This is a genomic window from Kitasatospora sp. NBC_00039 (genome assembly GCF_045160625.1).
Taxonomy (GTDB): Bacteria; Actinomycetota; Actinomycetes; order Streptomycetales; family Streptomycetaceae; genus Kitasatospora.
This window is the reverse complement of sequence record NZ_CP108289.1, coordinates 4,602,572-4,618,777: the sequence shown is the minus strand read 5'-3', so window position 1 is coordinate 4,618,777 and position 16,206 is coordinate 4,602,572. Positions and strand designations below refer to the sequence as shown.

14 protein-coding genes are annotated in these 16,206 nt (G+C 70.0%); 5 read left to right on the top strand and 9 right to left on the bottom strand.

Annotation, left to right across the window (positions count from 1 at the left end; genetic code table 11):
• Positions 1 to 182: 182 nt before the first annotated feature.
• The 3 genes from OG286_RS20385 to dnaB all read right to left on the bottom strand — a co-directional run bounded on the left by OG286_RS20385 (position 183) and on the right by dnaB (position 3,777).
• Entirely contained in the window at positions 183 to 1,043 is an 861-nt protein-coding gene (locus tag OG286_RS20385) for an oxidoreductase (RefSeq protein ID WP_396324331.1), read from the bottom strand.
• Entirely contained in the window at positions 1,030 to 1,887 is an 858-nt protein-coding gene (locus OG286_RS20380) for a helix-turn-helix domain-containing protein (RefSeq protein ID WP_396324332.1), read from the bottom strand. The genes OG286_RS20385 and OG286_RS20380 overlap by 14 nt, the downstream gene beginning before the upstream one ends.
• A 399-nt stretch (positions 1,888 to 2,286) precedes the next feature.
• The gene (gene dnaB, locus OG286_RS20375) at positions 2,287 to 3,777 is read right to left on the bottom strand and encodes a replicative DNA helicase (protein ID WP_396324354.1); all 1,491 of its coding nucleotides are present in this window, start codon (positions 3,775 to 3,777) and stop codon (positions 2,287 to 2,289) included.
• A gap of 597 nt (positions 3,778 to 4,374) precedes the next feature.
• On the opposite strand from dnaB, the gene OG286_RS20370 reads away from it, so the two are divergent.
• On the top strand, positions 4,375 to 5,703 hold the full coding sequence (locus tag OG286_RS20370; protein WP_396324333.1) for an MATE family efflux transporter: 1,329 nt from the start codon (positions 4,375 to 4,377) through the stop codon (positions 5,701 to 5,703).
• 132 nt (positions 5,704 to 5,835) lie between these two features.
• Here OG286_RS20370 and rplI read toward each other — a convergent pair whose 3' ends face one another.
• From rplI to rpsF, 4 genes are all read right to left on the bottom strand, one after another.
• Positions 5,836 to 6,282 carry a 50S ribosomal protein L9 gene (gene rplI / locus OG286_RS20365; protein ID WP_396324334.1) on the bottom strand — a complete coding sequence of 149 codons (447 nt, stop codon included), beginning with the start codon at positions 6,280 to 6,282 and terminating at the stop codon, positions 5,836 to 5,838.
• A 17-nt stretch (positions 6,283 to 6,299) separates the two neighbouring features.
• On the bottom strand, positions 6,300 to 6,536 hold the full coding sequence (gene rpsR / locus OG286_RS20360) for a 30S ribosomal protein S18 (RefSeq protein ID WP_030304537.1): 237 nt from the start codon (positions 6,534 to 6,536) through the stop codon (positions 6,300 to 6,302).
• A gap of 79 nt (positions 6,537 to 6,615) precedes the next feature.
• A complete protein-coding gene (gene ssb, locus OG286_RS20355; RefSeq protein WP_396324335.1) occupies positions 6,616 to 7,221 on the bottom strand; it encodes a single-stranded DNA-binding protein in 606 nt (201 codons plus the stop codon).
• A 96-nt stretch (positions 7,222 to 7,317) separates the two neighbouring features.
• Entirely contained in the window at positions 7,318 to 7,608 is a 291-nt protein-coding gene (rpsF, locus tag OG286_RS20350) for a 30S ribosomal protein S6 (protein WP_148643846.1), read from the bottom strand.
• Positions 7,609 to 7,907: 299 nt separating this feature from the next.
• Here rpsF and OG286_RS20345 point away from each other — a divergent pair, with 299 nt between their 5' ends.
• From OG286_RS20345 to OG286_RS20335, 3 genes are all read left to right on the top strand, one after another.
• Positions 7,908 to 8,204: a hypothetical protein gene (locus OG286_RS20345; protein ID WP_396324336.1), complete on the top strand. Its 297-nt coding sequence runs from the start codon at positions 7,908 to 7,910 to the stop codon at positions 8,202 to 8,204.
• Between the two features lie 217 nt (positions 8,205 to 8,421).
• Positions 8,422 to 9,540, top strand: a complete 1,119-nt coding sequence (locus OG286_RS20340; RefSeq protein WP_396324337.1) for a lipid II:glycine glycyltransferase FemX — start codon at positions 8,422 to 8,424, stop codon at positions 9,538 to 9,540.
• A gap of 46 nt (positions 9,541 to 9,586) precedes the next feature.
• Positions 9,587 to 10,621, top strand: coding sequence for an alanine racemase (locus tag OG286_RS20335; protein WP_396324338.1), 1,035 nt, complete (start codon positions 9,587 to 9,589; stop codon positions 10,619 to 10,621).
• A 14-nt stretch (positions 10,622 to 10,635) separates the two neighbouring features.
• Here OG286_RS20335 and OG286_RS20330 read toward each other — a convergent pair whose 3' ends face one another.
• Both OG286_RS20330 and OG286_RS20325 read right to left on the bottom strand, forming a co-directional pair.
• Positions 10,636 to 12,231, bottom strand: a complete 1,596-nt coding sequence (locus tag OG286_RS20330) for a glycosyltransferase family 87 protein (RefSeq protein ID WP_396324339.1) — start codon at positions 12,229 to 12,231, stop codon at positions 10,636 to 10,638.
• Positions 12,232 to 12,407: 176 nt separating this feature from the next.
• Positions 12,408 to 15,053: a transglycosylase domain-containing protein gene (locus tag OG286_RS20325; protein WP_396324340.1), complete on the bottom strand. Its 2,646-nt coding sequence runs from the start codon at positions 15,051 to 15,053 to the stop codon at positions 12,408 to 12,410.
• 352 nt (positions 15,054 to 15,405) lie between these two features.
• Between OG286_RS20325 and OG286_RS20320 the strand changes: the two genes are divergently transcribed.
• Complete coding sequence (locus OG286_RS20320) at positions 15,406 to 16,104, top strand: PadR family transcriptional regulator (protein WP_396324341.1); 699 nt, start codon at positions 15,406 to 15,408, stop codon at positions 16,102 to 16,104.
• Positions 16,105 to 16,206 lie beyond the last annotated feature (102 nt).

The following is a 16,206-nucleotide window of genomic DNA, read 5'->3' as shown; positions in this document are numbered from 1 at the left end:
GGGGTGGGCTGCGAACCGAGTCGTCGCAGGACCGTCAGGAGGAACCTGGCCCGCGCCGGGAGCAACGTTGAGGATCTGCGAAAGCGAACGGTCAAGGTTGTTCTCCCCCCAGATCGTTGTGAGTTCAACGGTGTGGCAGGGCGGAGAGCGGAGCCGGCACCTGGGATCGGTGATGCACGCCGTCAGCTTGCGGCCTGCTTCGAGGGGAAGTCGGTGCTGAGAGTGACCTCCCGCCAGCCGTCGAAGGTGGTCTTGAGAGAGTCGAGCTTGGCGGTGGCGATGTCGTATGCGGCCTTGCCCAGCAGCAGGCGCAGCGGCGGCTGTTCGGCCGTGATGGCGTCGATGATGGCCTGGGCGGCGCGTGCTGGGTCCCCGGGCTGGTGGCCGTAGGTGGCCAGGGTGCTGGCGCGCCGTGTGCCCGCGGTGGGGGCGTAGTCGGCGATGGTGGTGGCGGACTGGCGCATGGAGGGCCCGGGCCAGTTGGTGCGGAATGCGGCGGGTTCGACGATCGTCACCTTGATGCCCAGAGGGGCGACTTCGGCGGCGAGTGACTCGGAAAGGCCTTCCACGGCGAACTTGGTGGCGTGGTAGTAGCCGGTGGCGCCGAAGCCGAGCAGGCCGCCGAGTGAGGAGATGTTCACGATGTGGCCGGCTCGACGGGCGCGCATGCCCGGCAGGACGGCTTTGGTGGTGTTGGCCAAGCCGAAGACGTTGGTGTCGAACAGGGCGCGGATCTCGTCGTCCTCGCCCTCCTCGACGGCGGCGAGGTAGCCGTAGCCGGCATTGTTGACCAGGACGTCGATCTTTCCGAAGGCGAGCTGTGCCCCGGTGACCGCTGTCGCGATCTGCTGGGAGTCGGTGACATCCAGGGGTAGTGGGAGGGCGCGTTCGTCGTGCCCGCGGATCACGTCGGCGAGCTTTCGGGGGTCTCGGGCGGTGACCACTGCCCGCCATCCGCGCTCCAGCACGGCGGTGGCCAGTGCCCGGCCCAGGCCGGAGGAGCAGCCGGTGATGAACCAGACGGGCAAGTCAGGGGAGGTCATACGGGGTGTGCCCTTCGGTTGGAGTGTCGTGGGAATCGGTGGGGGTGAAGCTGCCGAGCAGAGCCAGTGACTGCTCGGCAGCGGTGCCGGGTTCGGCCCGGTAGACGACGAGGTGCTGGCCGGGGGCGCTGGTGACGGAGAAGGTCTCGAAGCCCAGGGTGAGGTCGCCGACCAGCCGGTGGTGGAAGCGTTTCGTCGAGGCCGTTTTGGCCCGTACCTCGTGGCGCGCCCACATGCGTGCGAAGTCGGGGCTGCGCACGGACAGTTCGCCGACCAGCTCCTGCAGCCGCTGATCGTCCGGAGTGGGATTGGCGGCTCGCAGCGCGGCCACGCACCCCTGTGCGATGACGGCCCAGTCGCGGTAGAAGTCCCGGGCGGTCGGGTTGAGGAACATCGCTGTGATCAGACTGGAATCGCTGCCGAGCCACGAGAAGAGGGCCTCGCCGAGGGAGTTGACGGCCAGCAGATCGAGGTACCGGCCGTAGACCAGAGCCGGTGTGTCCGCCCACATGTCCAGCAGGGCCACCAGTTGCGGGCCCGCGTACTCCCGGCCGGGCCCGGAGCGCCAGGGTTGGGGCGGATCGACCAGCGCGCGCAGGTAGGCGGCTTCCTCGTCCTTCAGGAGCAGGGCGGCCGCCAGGGCCCGCAGGACCTGGGGCGAGGGATTGTGTTCGCGTCCCTGTTCCAACCGCACGTAGTAGTCGGTGCTCACCCCGGCCAGGACCGCGATCTCCTCGCGTCGCAGACCGGGAGTACGGCGCGCCCCCGCAGGCATCTCGTGGTCCTCGGGACGGACCAGTGCGCGCCGGGCCCGCAGGAACTCACTCAGCCGGTTCGTGTGCATGGCCACCAACGTAGGGGTAAGCGGCACAAAGAAGGTGGCCCTGCCACACCCACCCGGTTGGCCCGATCAACAGCTGCCGGAGGCCAAACCAGGTACGACAGCATCGAGGCCCATCGGTACCTCGGATCCTCACGTACACGCCGAGAGTGACAGTGCCAGGTGCCAGGTGCCATGGCAACGAGGTCGACGAACTCGGATCACCCCCTGAACGAGGCAGTGCTCGCCCCCTCGGAGCGCGAAGCGGTGAGAATCCGACAGCTCGGATGAGATCGAGTGAGAATCCGCCGGCTGCGATGCGACAGGACAGTCGCTGACCTGGTCGTTCTCCCGGCCTGACATCCAGATGACACGGCGACTGAGAAAATGACACGGGATTTGAGAACCTACACGTCGCCCCGGTCAGTCCCTCGTCATGTCGACGAACCGCGAGTAGTGGCCCTGGAAGGCCACGGTGATCGTGGCCGTCGGACCGTTTCGGTGCTTGGCGACGATCAGGTCGGCCTCGCCCGCGCGCGGGGACTCCTTCTCGTAGGCGTCCTCACGGTGGAGCAGGATGACCATGTCGGCGTCCTGCTCGATCGAGCCGGACTCACGCAGGTCGGAGACCATCGGCCGCTTGTCGGTTCGCTGTTCGGGACCACGGTTCAGCTGGGAGAGCGCGATCACCGGCACCTCCAGCTCCTTGGCCAGCAGCTTCAGGTTTCGCGACATGTCGGAGACCTCCTGCTGACGGTTCTCGGCCCGGCGGGAGCCGCCGGACTGCATCAGCTGGAGGTAGTCGATGACGATCAGCTTGATGTCGCTGCGCTGCTTGAGGCGGCGGCACTTGGCGCGGATCTCCATCATCGACAGGTTCGGCGAGTCGTCGATGAACAGCGGCGCCTCGCTGACGTCCGGCATCCGGCGGGCGACCCGCGTCCAGTCGTCGTCCGTCATGTTCCCGGAGCGCATGTGGTGCAGCGCCACCCGGGCCTCGGCGGAGAGCAGACGCATGGCGATCTCGTTGCGCCCCATTTCGAGCGAGAAGATCACGCTCGGCAGCTTGTTGTGGATCGAGCAGGCGCGCGCGAAGTCCAGCGCCAGGGTGGACTTGCCCATGGCCGGTCGGGCGGCGATGACGATCATCTGGCCGGGGTGCAGGCCGTTGGTCAGCTGGTCGAAGTCGGCGAAGCCGGTCGGGACGCCGGACATCTGGCCGTTGCGGGAGCCGATCGCCTCGATCTCGTCGAGGGCCCCCTCCATGATGTCGGCGAGCGGTGCGTAGTCCTCGTTGGTGCGCTGCTCGGTGACGGCGTAGATCTCCGCCTGGGCCGCGTTGACGATCTCGTCGACGTCGCCCTCGGCCGCGTAGCCCATGCCGGCGATCCGGGTGCCGGCCTCGACCAGCCGGCGCAGCACCGCGCGCTCGTGGACGATCTCGGCGTAGTACTCGGCGTTGGCGGCGGTCGGGACGGAGTTGACCAGGGTGTGCAGGTAGCCGGGGCCGCCGACGCGGGTGAGCTCGCCGCGCTTGGTCAGCTCGCCGGCGACGGTGATCGGGTCGGCCGGCTCGCCGCGGGCGTACAGGTCGAGGATCGCGCCGTGGATCAGCTCGTGGGCGGGCCGGTAGTAGTCGGCCGGCTTGAGCACCTCGACGACGTCGGCGATGGCGTCCTTGGAGAGCAGCATGCCGCCGAGGACGGACTGCTCGGCGGCGAGGTCCTGCGGGGGGACCCGCTCGAAGCCGTCGACGCCCTCGGAGCGGTCGTCCTCGCCCTGGCGCCACTTGCCGTCGCGCTGGGAGCCTCCGGAGCCCTTGCCGCCTTTCTGGAAGCCCCCGCCCTGGCCGCCCTTCTGGAACCCGCCGCCCGAGCCCTGACCGTTGCCGCCGCGCCCGCGCGAGACCGGCAGCCGGTCGCCCGGGCCCTCCGGGAACGGCGCGTCGGCGAAGGCTCCGGCGGGAAAGGGGTCGTCGGCGGTGGGCCAGTCGTCCTCCGGCGGCGGGGCGTCGTGGTCGTCGTACTGGGGGCCGGTCACGCGTGTTCCCCGATCAGCGAGTGGTGCGAGTTGGAGCGGGCCTTGCCGGTGGCTGGGTGGAGCGGAGCCGCGCTCCTGGTACTGCGCCACCGCATTTCTACGCCACCGCACCGACAAATCGGACGCCGGTGGCGGGTGGGAGTGTCGGACGGAGAGCCCACGCTAAGGCGCCGGGAGGGCTTCAGCCAAGGCGGTTATCCACAGGGGGTGTGGACGAGCGGCCCGAGGCTGTGGAGAAGTGCCGCAAACCTGTGGACGCCCCTGTGGAAAGCCCTGTGGATAACCCGACCATCGATCCACCGTCAACCAGCTGACCTGCAACTACCTCTTCCCGGGGCTGTGCATGAGAAATACTTCACACACAGCCGCGTGGCCGTGGACACATCCCGCGCCGAAGTCGTCGCTCAGGATTTCGAGTAACACCTCAAACCGGCTGGTGCGCATTACCTGTGGATGAGTAGCCTTGACCGCATGACCGCCCCCACCACCGACCGCCGCCGGCATGACCGGGAGATCCTCGCCCTCGCCGTCCCGGCCTTCGGCGCCCTGGTCGCCGAGCCGCTGTTCCTGATGGCCGACTCGGCCATCGTGGGCCACCTCGGCACCTCGCAGCTGGCCGGTGTCGGCGTCGCCTCGGCCGCGCTCACCACCGCCACCGGGGTCTTCGTCTTCCTCGCCTACGCCACCACCGCCGCGGTCGCCCGCCGGATCGGGGCCGGCGACCGCCGGGCCGCCGTCCAGCAGGGCATCGACGGCATCTGGCTCGCCCTGGCGCTCTCGGCCGGCGTGGTCGTGCTCACCCTGCTACTGGCGCCCTGGGTGGCCGACGTCCTGGGCGCCTCGGCCACCGCCGCGCCGTACGCCGTGACGTATCTGCGGATCAGCGCGCTCGGCATCCCGGCGATCCTGATGGTGATGGCCGCCACCGGCGTGCTGCGCGGGCTCCAGGACACCCGGACGCCGCTCCTGGTAGCCATCGCGGGCTTCGCCGCCAACGTCGCCCTGAACGCCGGCCTGGTCTACGGCGCCGGGCTCGGCGTGGCCGGCTCGGCCTGGGGCACGGTGCTGGCCCAGACCGGGATGGCCGCCGCCTACCTCGTCGTGGTGGTGCGCGGGGCCCGCCTCGAGCGTGCCTCGCTGCGGCCGGACACGGCCGGCATCCGCGCCTGTGCCCGGGCCGGCGGGCCGCTGATGGTCCGCACGCTGAGCCTGCGCGCCATCCTGATGATCGCCACCGCGGTGGCCGCGGGCCTCGGTGACGACGAGATCGCGGCGCACCAGATCGCCATGACGGTGTTCCTCTTCATCGCCTTCGCACTGGACGCCATCGCCATCGCCGGCCAGGCCATCATCGGCCGGTACCTGGGCGCCGAGGACGCCCCCGGGGCCAAGGCGGCCACCCGTCGGATGATCGAGTGGGGCGTCGGCTCCGGCCTGGTGCTCGGCCTGCTGGTGGTGGCTGCCCGGCCGCTGTACGTCCCGCTGTTCACCCCGGACCCGGCGGTGCAGGCGCAGCTGAACACCGTCCTGCTGCTGCTCGCGCTCTGCCAGCCGGTCGCCGGCCTGGTCTTCGTGCTGGACGGGGTGCTGATGGGCGCCGGGGACGGCACCTATCTGGCCTGGGCGATGCTGGCCACGCTGGCCGTCTTCGCCCCGGTGGCCTTCGCCGTCCCGGCCAGCGGCGCGGGGCTGGCCGGGCTCTGGTGGGCGATGAACCTGTTCATGCTGGTCCGCGGCGGCTTCCTGGCCTGGCGGGCCCGCGGCGGCAAGTGGCTGGTCACCGGCGCGGTGCGGGCCTGACACCGGGAGCGGGCCCGAGCCCCGGGAGCTCGGGAGCTGGGGAGCGCCCGGAGCCCCGCCGCGCGGCGGGAACGACCGAGGGCCGGCCTCCCCCGGAAGGGGAGACCGGCCCTCAGACCACTGCTACGGAGCTCAGGCAGCGACGACGGCGACGTCGAGGTTGGCCTGAACGTCGGCGTGCAGCTTGACCGAGACCTTGTGGGTGCCCACGGTCTTGATCGGCGAGGCGATCGCGACGGCGCGCTTGTCCACAGCCGGACCGCCGGCGGCCTTGATGGCCTCGACGACGTCGGCCTGGGTGACCGAGCCGAACAGACGGCCGGCCTCACCCGAACGGACGGCCAGCTTGACCTGGACGCCCTCCAGCTTGCCCTTGACGTCGTTGGCGGCGTCGAGGGTCTGGATCTCGTGGATCTTGCGGGCGCGACGGATGGCGTCGACGTCCTTCTGGCCGCCCTTGGTCCAGCGGATGGCGAAGCCACGCGGGACCAGGAAGTTGCGGGCGTAGCCGTCCTTGACCTCGACGACCTCGCCGGCGGAGCCGAGACCCGGCACCTCGTGCGTGAGGATGATCTTCATTACTTGGTCACCCTCTCTTAGCGCGCGGTGCTGGTGTAGGGCAGCAGCGCCATCTCACGGCTGTTCTTCACGGCCGTGGCGACGTCACGCTGGTGCTGGGTGCAGTTGCCGGTGACCCGGCGGGCACGGATCTTGCCACGGTCGGAGATGAACTTCCGCAGCAGGTTCGTGTCCTTGTAGTCAACGTAGTTGACCTTGTCCTTGCAGAAGACGCAAACCTTCTTCTTCGGCTTGCGAGCAGGCGGCTTCGCCATTGTGTGCTCCATTTGGGGTTCACGGCCCGGCAGGCGTCTCACGACGCCGGCCGCCGGGCCGCACGAAATCTGTCAGCTCTTAGAACGGGGGCTCTTCCGAGAAGCCGCCACCGGACGGGGCACCCCAGCTGCCGCCACCCTGGTTGCCACCAGAGGGAGCGCTGGACGCCCACGGGTCGTCGGACGGGCCGGACTGGCCGCCGCCGGAGTTTCCACCCCAGCCGCCGCCCTGCTGGCCGCCACCGCCGCCCCAGTTACCGCCGCCCTGGCCGCCGCCCTGCTGGCCGCCGCCGAAGCCGCCGCCACCGGGAGCGCCGGACCGGTTGGCCCGGGTGACCTTCGCGGTCGCCGAACGCAGGCTCGGGCCCACCTCGTCGACCTCGACCTCGAAGACCGTCCGCTTCTCGCCTTCCTTGGTCTCGTAAGACCGCTGGCGCAGTCGGCCCTGCACGATGACGCGCATGCCGCGCTGCAGCGACTCGGCCACGTTCTCCGCCGGCTGCCGCCAGACGTTGCACGTGAGGAAGAGGCTCTCGCCGTCCTTCCACTCGTTCGTCTGACGGTCGAAGGTGCGGGGGGTGGACGCGATGCGGAACTTCGCGACCGCCGCACCCGACGGGGTGAAGCGCAGCTCGGGGTCGTCGACGAGATTGCCGACGAGGGTGATGACGGTCTCGCCTGCCATGGTGGTGATGACCTCTCCGGAAGAGTTCCGTTCACCGCTGTTTCACGTGAAACAGCGGACGCGAGCTACCCGAGGCCCGAGGGCCTCAGAGGTGGCTCAGTGGGTGTCCGGGCGCAGGACCTTGGTCCGCAGAACCGACTCGCTCAGGCCCAGCTGGCGGTCGAGCTCCTTGACGACCTCAGGCGTGGCCTTGAGGTCGATGACCGAGTAGATGCCCTCGGACTGCTTGTTGATCTCGTAAGCCAGACGGCGACGGCCCCAGGTGTCGACCTTCTCCACCTTGCCGCCGCCGTTGCGGACGACGGTGAGGAAGTTCTCGATCAGGGGGGCGACAGCGCGCTCCTCAACCGAGGGGTCGAGGATGACCATCAGCTCGTAGTGACGCATGAGTAACCCACCTCCTTTGGACTCAGCGGCCACGGTCTCTCCGTGGCAGGAGGGTTGTGCAGCGTCGGCACCGGAGTAGTGACGACACCGGCCACCGTAGCGGCCGGGTCCGACAGTCGAGCCCCGCCGACCCGGAAGAGGGCGCAAGGGGGCACAACTACACCAGTGCAGACGGCACAGCCTACCTGCACTCGGACGGACGAACAAAACGCATAGGGGTTGTGATCCCCACCCAACCGCCGCAATCTGGACGGAACGGGTTTCCTGCTCGTTCGTCTCCTCGCCAGGAGGTAGGACTCATGGCCCTGACCATCCACGGGCTCCCGCTCACCCTGAACACCGACGGCCACCGGCACCCCCGCGAGAACACCCTGGTCGGCATCACGGCCCTGCTGGGCGTGCTGGCCTTCACGACCTCGTTCTTCCACGGCCTCCACGCAGTGAGCTCGTGGACCGGGCTCTTCGGCGTCGTCACCGGCCTCTGGGGGCAGTTCGTCTCCGTCACCACGGCCGAGCGCTTCGTCCTCATGATCACCATCGTCGCCTCCGCGTGGGGCCTCTACCTGGGTATCGCCCGCGGCGGATTCCTGGGCTGACCCTCCCACCGGCCGGTTCCCCGGCCCGACCCGCCCGACAGAAACGGCCCCGTCCGCCCCACAAGGAACCCTCGGCGCCCCCGTCGCGTACCTACCTGATGGAGACAGGTACCCGACGGGGGCGCCGCCGCGCCCGCAGCCGAGCGGGCCCCGGGCGATAAAGTCACCCCGAGAACCTGGGGCCCCCACCGAGCCCGACCGACGAGGAGCACCGAGCATGAGCCTGCGCCTGAGGACGATCACCCGCGAGGAGCACCTCGCCTTCATCAGGAGCCGCGCCTCGGCGAGCCACATGCAGGTGCCGTCCTGGGGGGATGTGAAGGCCGAATGGCGCTCGGAGTCGATCGGCTGGATCGACGACTCCAACCAGATCGTCGGCGCCGGCCTGGTGCTCTACCGCCAGCTGCCGAAGGTCAAGCGCTACCTGGCGTACCTGCCCGAGGGACCAGTCATCGACTGGTTCGACCGCGACCTCGACCGCTGGCTCTCCCCGATGCTGGCGCACCTGAAGTCGCAGGGCGCGTTCTCCGTGAAGATGGGCCCGCCGGTGGTCATCCGCCGCTGGAACGCGCCGACCATCAAGGAGGCCATCGCTGGCAAGCAGGCCAAGCGCCTGCGCGACATCGAGGCCGACTGGTACGAGCCGCGCGCCTTCGAGGTGGCCGACCGGCTGCGCAAGGCCGGCTGGCTGCAGGGCGAGGACGGCGGCGCCGGCTTCGGCGACGTCCAGCCGCGCTACGTCTTCCAGGTGCCGCTGGCCAACCGCTCGCTGGACGACATCCAGAAGGGCTTCAACCAGCTCTGGCGCCGCAACATCAAGAAGGCCGAGAAGAGCGGCGTCGAGGTGGTCCAGGGCGGCTACGACGAGCTGCCGATCTTCCACCAGCTGTACCTGGTGACCGCCGAGCGCGACCGCTTCACCCCGCGTCCGCTGGCCTACTTCCAGCGGATGTGGAAGGCGCTCACCGCCGAGGACCCGAACCGCATGCGGCTCTACATCGCCTACCACGAGGGCGAGCCGCTGGCCGCGACCACGATGCTGGTGGTCGGCGAGCACGTCTGGTACTCCTACGGCGCCTCGGCCAACCACAAGCGCGAGGTCAAGCCCTCCAACGCGATCCAGTGGCGGATGATGCGCGACTCGTACGCGCTCGGCGGCGGTGTGTACGACCTGCGCGGCATCAGCGACACCCTGGACGAGGACGACCACCTGTTCGGCCTGATCCAGTTCAAGGTCGGCACCGGCGGCCAGGCCGCCGAGTACCTCGGCGAGTGGGACTTCCCGCTCAACAAGCTGCTGCACAAGGCGCTCGACCTCTACATGTCGCGACGCTGAGCAGCCTGCGCCCCGCCGTGCCCAACACCCCCTGGGAGATGACCCGATGACGCTGTCGCTCTACCTCGACACCGAACGCTGGCGCACCCACCAGCGCTCCGTCCTGGCCGAGTTCCCCGGCCTGGTGCCGGTGGCGAAGGGCAACGGCTACGGCCTGGGCAACCACCGGCTGGCCGAGGAGGCGACCCTCCTCGGCACCGGTGTGCTGGCCGTCGGCACCGCGTACGAGGCGGCCGACGCGGCCGACTGGTACGGCGGCGAGCTGCTGGTCCTCACCCCGTACCGGGTCGGCGAGGAGGTGCTGCCGCTGCCGCACGCCCGGGTGATCCGGACGGTGGCGAGCCTGGACGGGCTGCGTGCGCTGCGCGGCTCCCGGGTGGTGCTGGAGTGCATGACCACCATGCGCCGGCACGGCGTGAGCGCGGCCGACCTGCCGGCGGTCGCCGCCGAGCTGGACGGCGTCTCCTTCGAGGGCCTGGCGCTGCACCTGCCGATGGACCGGCCGGACGGCTCCTCCCCCGTGGACGAGGTCGCCTACTGGGTGGACACCGCCCGGGCCGCCGGGGTGCCGGTGCACACCGTCTTCGTCAGCCACCTCGGCGCGGCGGGAATTGAGGAGCTGGGCCGGCGCTACCCGGACACCGTCTTCCGGGCCCGGATCGGCACCCGGCTCTGGCTCGGCGACCACGGCGCGCTGGAGGTCCGGGCGACGGTGCTGGACGTCACCCCGGTGGCGAAGGGCGACCGCTACGGCTACCGCCAGCACCCGGCGCCGACCGACGGCCACCTGCTGGTGGTCGCCGGCGGCACCGCGCACGGCATCGGGCTGGAGGCGCCCAAGTACGTGCAGGGCATGTCCTCGCGGGCCAAGGGGATCGCCCGGGCCGGCCTGGCGACGGTCAACAAGACCAAATCGCCGTTCAACTGGGCCGGCAAGCAGCTCTGGTTCGCCGAGCCGCCGCACATGCAGGTCTCGCTGCTCCTGCTGGACAACGAGACCAAGCCGCCGGCGGTCGGCGACGAGCTGACCCTGCAGGTCCGGCACACCACCACGCACTTCGACCGCGTGGTGGACCGCTAGGACCCGCCCGGCCGCTACGGCCTGGTCTCGGCCGGCTCCGGGGTGTACGGCTCTTCGAGCCACTGCTCCGGGCCGGCCGGCGCGTATCCGGCGTAGCTCGCCTCCTCGTGGAGCTGCCGGGCGGTGCCGAGCACGAAGACGTCCGGGGCCTGGTCGAGCACCCCGCCGGACGGGTCGTCGCTGCCGTCCCAGCGCACCGGGTCGCGGTCCGGCAGCAGCACGTCGCGGATCACCATCCCGACCAGGTAGAGCGTGCCGACCAGGTGCAGCGCGATCGCGAAGTGGTACCAGGACTCGCCGATCCCGTGCTGCTTGGGCCCGGTGACGAAGCCCAGGTGGGACCAGATGCCCAGGGTGTAGAGCACCTCGCAGGCCTGCCAGATCAGGAAGTCCCGCCAGCGCGGCCGGGCCAGCACCGCGAGCGGGATCAGCCAGAGCACGTACTGCGGCGAGTACACCTTGTTGACCAGGACGAACGCGGCCACCACCAGGAAGGCCAGCTGTGCAACGCGCGGGCGGCGGGGCGCCGAGAGGGCGAGCCACCCTATCCCCAGGCAGCAGAGCACCATCAGCACCCCGATGTAGAGGTCGAGGTCCTCCAGCCCCACGCCCCGGCTCTGCATCAGGATCAGCCAGAAGGAGCCGTAGTCCTCCTTGCGGTGCTTGCTGAAGACGTAGAAGGTCGACCAGCCCTGCCAGTTGGCCAGCATGATCGGCAGGTTCACCAGCAGCCAGGCGCCGACCGCCCCGCCCAGCAGGGCCCGGAACTCGCGCCACTTCCCCGCCCGCCAGCAGAGCATCAGCAGCGGCCCGAGCAGCAGCAGCGGATAGAGCTTGGCCGCGGTGGCCAGGCCGATGAAGACCCCGGCCCAGACCGGGCGCGAGCCGGCCCACCAGGCCAGTGCGACGGCGGCCAGCGCGACCGCCAGGAGGTCCCAGTTGACGGTGGAGTTGAGCAGCAGGCCGGGCGCGAGCGCGAACAGCAGGGCGTCCCAGGGGCGGCGCCGGTGGGTCCGGGAGACGGCGACCACGGCGACCACCGCGCAGGCCATCAGCAGGCCCGCGTTGATCGCCCAGAACCACTGCTCCTGGGCCTGCTGGGTGCCGCCGCCGGGCGTCAGCCAGGCCGCGACCTGCATGAACAGACCGGTCAGCACCGGGTATTCGAGGAACTGCAGATCGCCGGAGGTGCCCGGGATCCGGTCCACGTACGGGTGCAGCCCGGCCGCGAAGCCGCGCCCGCCGAACAGGTGCGGGATGTCGCTGTAGCAGGCGTGGATGTACTGCGGCGACCCCGGCTGGAACCAGGCGCCGTTGTAACAGGGCAGCTTCTGCACCATGCCCAGCACCGAGACCACGATCACCACCAGCGCCAGGAAGCGCGCCGGGATCCACCAGGAGACGCCGAGCAGGGCGCGCCGGCCGGGCGGGCCGCCGATCACCTCGCTGCCGGCCGCGGCGACCGGATCCTCGTCCGCCGGGACGACCACGGTGTTGGCCGGGGGCGCGGCCGCGGCGGCGGAGACCGGGCCGGGCGCTGCCGGAGCCGCCCCGGCGGCCTCGATGGGCCCGATCTGGCCGACGGATTCGTCAGGATCGCTCGACGTCATGCCGGACATCCTGCCGCACCTCCCCCGGCTGGACGAGGAGGCCCCCTGAGCGGCTTCGGCCCGATCGGGCCAATCGTGACGAAACGGCGGTGGCGGCCCTCCGGAGAGGACCGCCACCGCCGTTCAGCGCTGCTCGGCGCCGTTCGGAACGTCCCGGCCGAGCACTTCCCGCCGCGTCAGGGCGCCGCCCCCTGCGGGCCACCGCCGGGCGGCGGGGTGGACGACTGGCTCGGCTTGTTCGTCTTGGAACTGGAGGGGCTGGCCGAGGACGAGGACGGTGCCGGCTGGCTCGAGCCGCACAGCCCCGGGATGAGGCAGGTGGGCGAAGAGCCGCCACCGCCGCCACCACCGCCACCACCGGGCGGGTTCGTCTTGGTCGCGGGCGGCGGCGTGGGCACCGTACCCGGGCAGTCGACGCCGGGAACGCAGGACGGGCCCTGGGTCATGGTCGGTACCGGCGGCTGCGGGGCACCCGTCTCCGGAGCGTTGGTCGCCATGGTCTCGGTCGCCGAGGGCGAGGTCGTCGGCGAGGCCGTGCTCGGGGCACCGGAGGAGTCGACCTGGCTGCCGACCGGCTGCGGCGCCGGGAAGTCCATCTTCTTCTCGTTGGCCAGCGCCACCTTCATGTACCGGGTGAAGATGTCGGTCGGGATGTCACCACCGTGGATGGACTCCTTGCCGCCGGTGCCGTTGAGCGAGAGCCGGTTGTGCGCCGACGGGTCCTCGCGCCACATCGCGACGCTGGTGGCCAGCTGCGGGGTGTAGCCGACCCACCAGGCCGACTTGTTCTCGTCGGTGGTACCGGTCTTGCCGGCCACCGGACGGCCCAGCGTGCTGGCCTTCTGACCGGTACCGTTCTTCGCCACGTTCACCAGCACGTCGGTGACGTTGTCCGCGACGACCGGCTCCAGCGCCTGCTTCGCCTCCGGCTTGTTGAAGCCGGGGCGGGCGGCGCCCTGCCACTCGACCTTGGTCACCGAGTAGGGGTCGGTCTGCTTGCCGCTGGCCGCGAGGGTGGCGTAGGCGTCGGCCATCCGGATCGGGCTGATGCCGGAGGTGCCGAGCGGGAAGGTCGCGGTCTTCGTGTCGACGAAGCTCTCCTTGCGCACGCCCATCGCCTCGGCGATGTTGGCCACGTTCGGGCCGCCGACGTCCTGGTTGAGCTGGACGAACGGCACGTTGTACGACCACTGCATGGCCTGTCGCAGCGAGACGTAGCCGGGCTTGCGCTTGTCCTCGTTCTTCTGCCGGTACGGCTTGCCGTCGTCGCCCATCACCAGCGAGCCGTCCGGCTTGCGGATCTCCGACAGGTCGTCGGCCAGGTAGCGGCTGTCGGCGTTGATCCGCTTCGGCTTGCCGTTCTCGGTCGCGGTCTGCACGCCGACCTGCATCGCCGCGGCCAGCACGAAGGGCTTGAAGGTCGAGCCGACCTGGACGCCCTGGGCGTCGGCGTTGTTGTCGAAGTGCTGGTTCTCCACGCCGTCGCCGCCGTAGATCGCGACGAGCGCGCCGTCACCGGGGCGGATGCTGGCCGCACCGAACTGGACGAAGTTGTCGTTGTCCGGGCGCTTCTGCACGTTGAGCGTCTCGCCCTTGACGTCGTCCACGGCCTTCTTGAGGGCGTCGACCTTGTCCTTCTCGAAGGTGGTGTAGATCTTGTAGCCGCCCTTTTCGAGCGCCTGCGCGTTGATGTTCGCGTCCTTCGACATGATGTACCGGTTGGCGACGTCGACCAGGTAGCTGATCTCGCCGTTCATGTTGGTCGGCGGGACCTTCTTGATCGGCTCGGGGAAGGTCGTGCACTTGGCACGCTCCTCGGGGGTGGTGTTCTTCGTCTCCACCATCCGCTTCAGGATCCAGTTCCACCGGTCCACCGCGCGGTCGTGGTTGCCCTTGATGCTCGGGTCGTACAGGTTGGCGCCCTTGAGCAGGCCGGCCAGCATCGCGCTCTGGCAGAGGTCCAGGTCCTTGGCGTTGACGCCGTAGTACGCCTGGGCGGCGGCCTGCGCGCCGGTTCCCCGGCCGAACCAGCTGGTGTTCAGGTACCCCTTCAGGATCTCCGGCTTCTCGTACTCCTGATTGACCTTCAGGGTGATGAAGAACTCCTTCACCTTGCGGTCGAGGGTCTGCTCCTGGCTGAGGTACGCGTTCTTCACGTACTGCTGGGTGATGGTCGAGGCGCCCTGCGTCTGGCCGCCCTTGGCCATGTTGTAGACCGCGCGCGCCATGCCCATCGGGTCGACGCCGCTGTCGGTCCGGAAGGTCGAGTTCTCCGCCGCGATGACAGCGTTCTGCAGGTTGGGGCTGATGTCGGCGAGTTCGACGATCTGACGGTTGGTCTCACCCTTGCGGGTCATCTCCGTGCCGTCGGCCCAGTAGTAGATGTTGTTCTGGTCCTTCACCAGATCCTTCAACGGCGGGATCGTCGTGCTCTGGTAGATGAAGAAGACCGTGCCGACGCAGGCCGCGAAGACGAGCAGGAACGCGGTGAGCCACTGCCGCCAGGACGGCAGCCAGCGACGGAAGCCCTGCTTGCCGAAGCGCGGGTAGTCGATGAACCGCTTCTTGCCGGGCTTGCCGCCCCGGTCACCGCCCGCACCGGCGCCCGCGCTCTCGGCGCCGCCGCGCTTGCCGCCCTTCTGGGCCGCCTTGCGCATCTCGGCGCGGGTCATCCGGGGCTGCTGAGCGGTCTCGCGGACGCCCGGGGGGCGCCGCCGGCCGAGACCTTCCGAGCCCAGCTCGTCCTGTCCGGCACCCATCGGCCGACCGCTGTCGCCCGGAGGCTGCCCGCCGTTGGGCGACCTGCGCCGTCGTTCGCTCATGTTCCAGCTACTCCTCGCCAGGCGGTCGAGCCTGAAGGCAGGGTTCACGTCCGATGCCCGTAACCGCCCTAACCCCGGAGGTGGTCCTCGTGCACACGCGACAGCGTACGCAGCCGAGAAATACAACTAATCGGGCATCAGGTGCCAATGCCCGCAAAACGGCAACAGATCATTACACGCCCGTTGCCAAGCACACCCGCGCGTCGCCTTGTGATCACATTCACGCGTGCCCCCCTTGCCCCGCCGGGGACCCAGGTTTACTGTTCTCGATATATCGAGCCGATACATCGGAGCGGCATACCGCCGGAGACGGCGGGTCACGGACCGGCCGAGGGGAAGGAGGACGACGGCATTGGGCAGGCGCTCAGGAGTGCTGGAGTTCGCCGTTCTCGGCCTGCTCCACGACGCCCCGATGCACGGATACGAGCTGCGCAAGCGGCTCAACGTCCTACTCGGAACGTTGCGCGCGTTCTCCTACGGAACGCTCTACCCCTGTCTGAAGAGCCTGGTGGCCCAGGGTTTCCTGGTCGAGGACAACCCGGACGTCGAGTACGTCCCGGCCACCGCGCTCAACGGCAAGCGGTCCAAGATCGTCTACCGGCTCTCACCCGAGGGCAAGCAGCGATTCGAGGAACTGCTCGCCGACTCCGGCCCCGACGCCTGGGAGGACGAGCACTTCGGCGTCCACTTCGCGTTCTTCGGCCAGACCGACCGGGCCGTGCGGATGCGCGTCCTGGAGGGGCGCCGCAGCCGGCTGGAGGAGCGACTGGAGCGGATGCGCAACTCGCTCGCCAGGGCGCGCGAGCGGTTCGACGACTACACCGTCGAACTGCAGCGGCACGGCCTGGAGTCGGTCGAGCGCGAGGTCCGGTGGCTCAACGAGCTGATCGAGACCGAGCGGGCCAACCGCACCGGCCGGACCGGACCGTCCACCGACGGGACCGGCCCCGCAGTACCCAAGACTTCGGACGGCCGTGGCCAGGAGGACGGATCCCCGGATCCGCCCGGGCCACCGTACGACCGCCCGGGGCGCTCCGCCCAGGAGCGCTGACACCGCGTCAGCCCTGTGCCACGCGGCAGGAGTGGGCGCCTCGCGCGCCCGTCAAAGAGTCATCGAAGAAGCAGGACGAGTGCCGCCGAGCCCCGGCGGCCC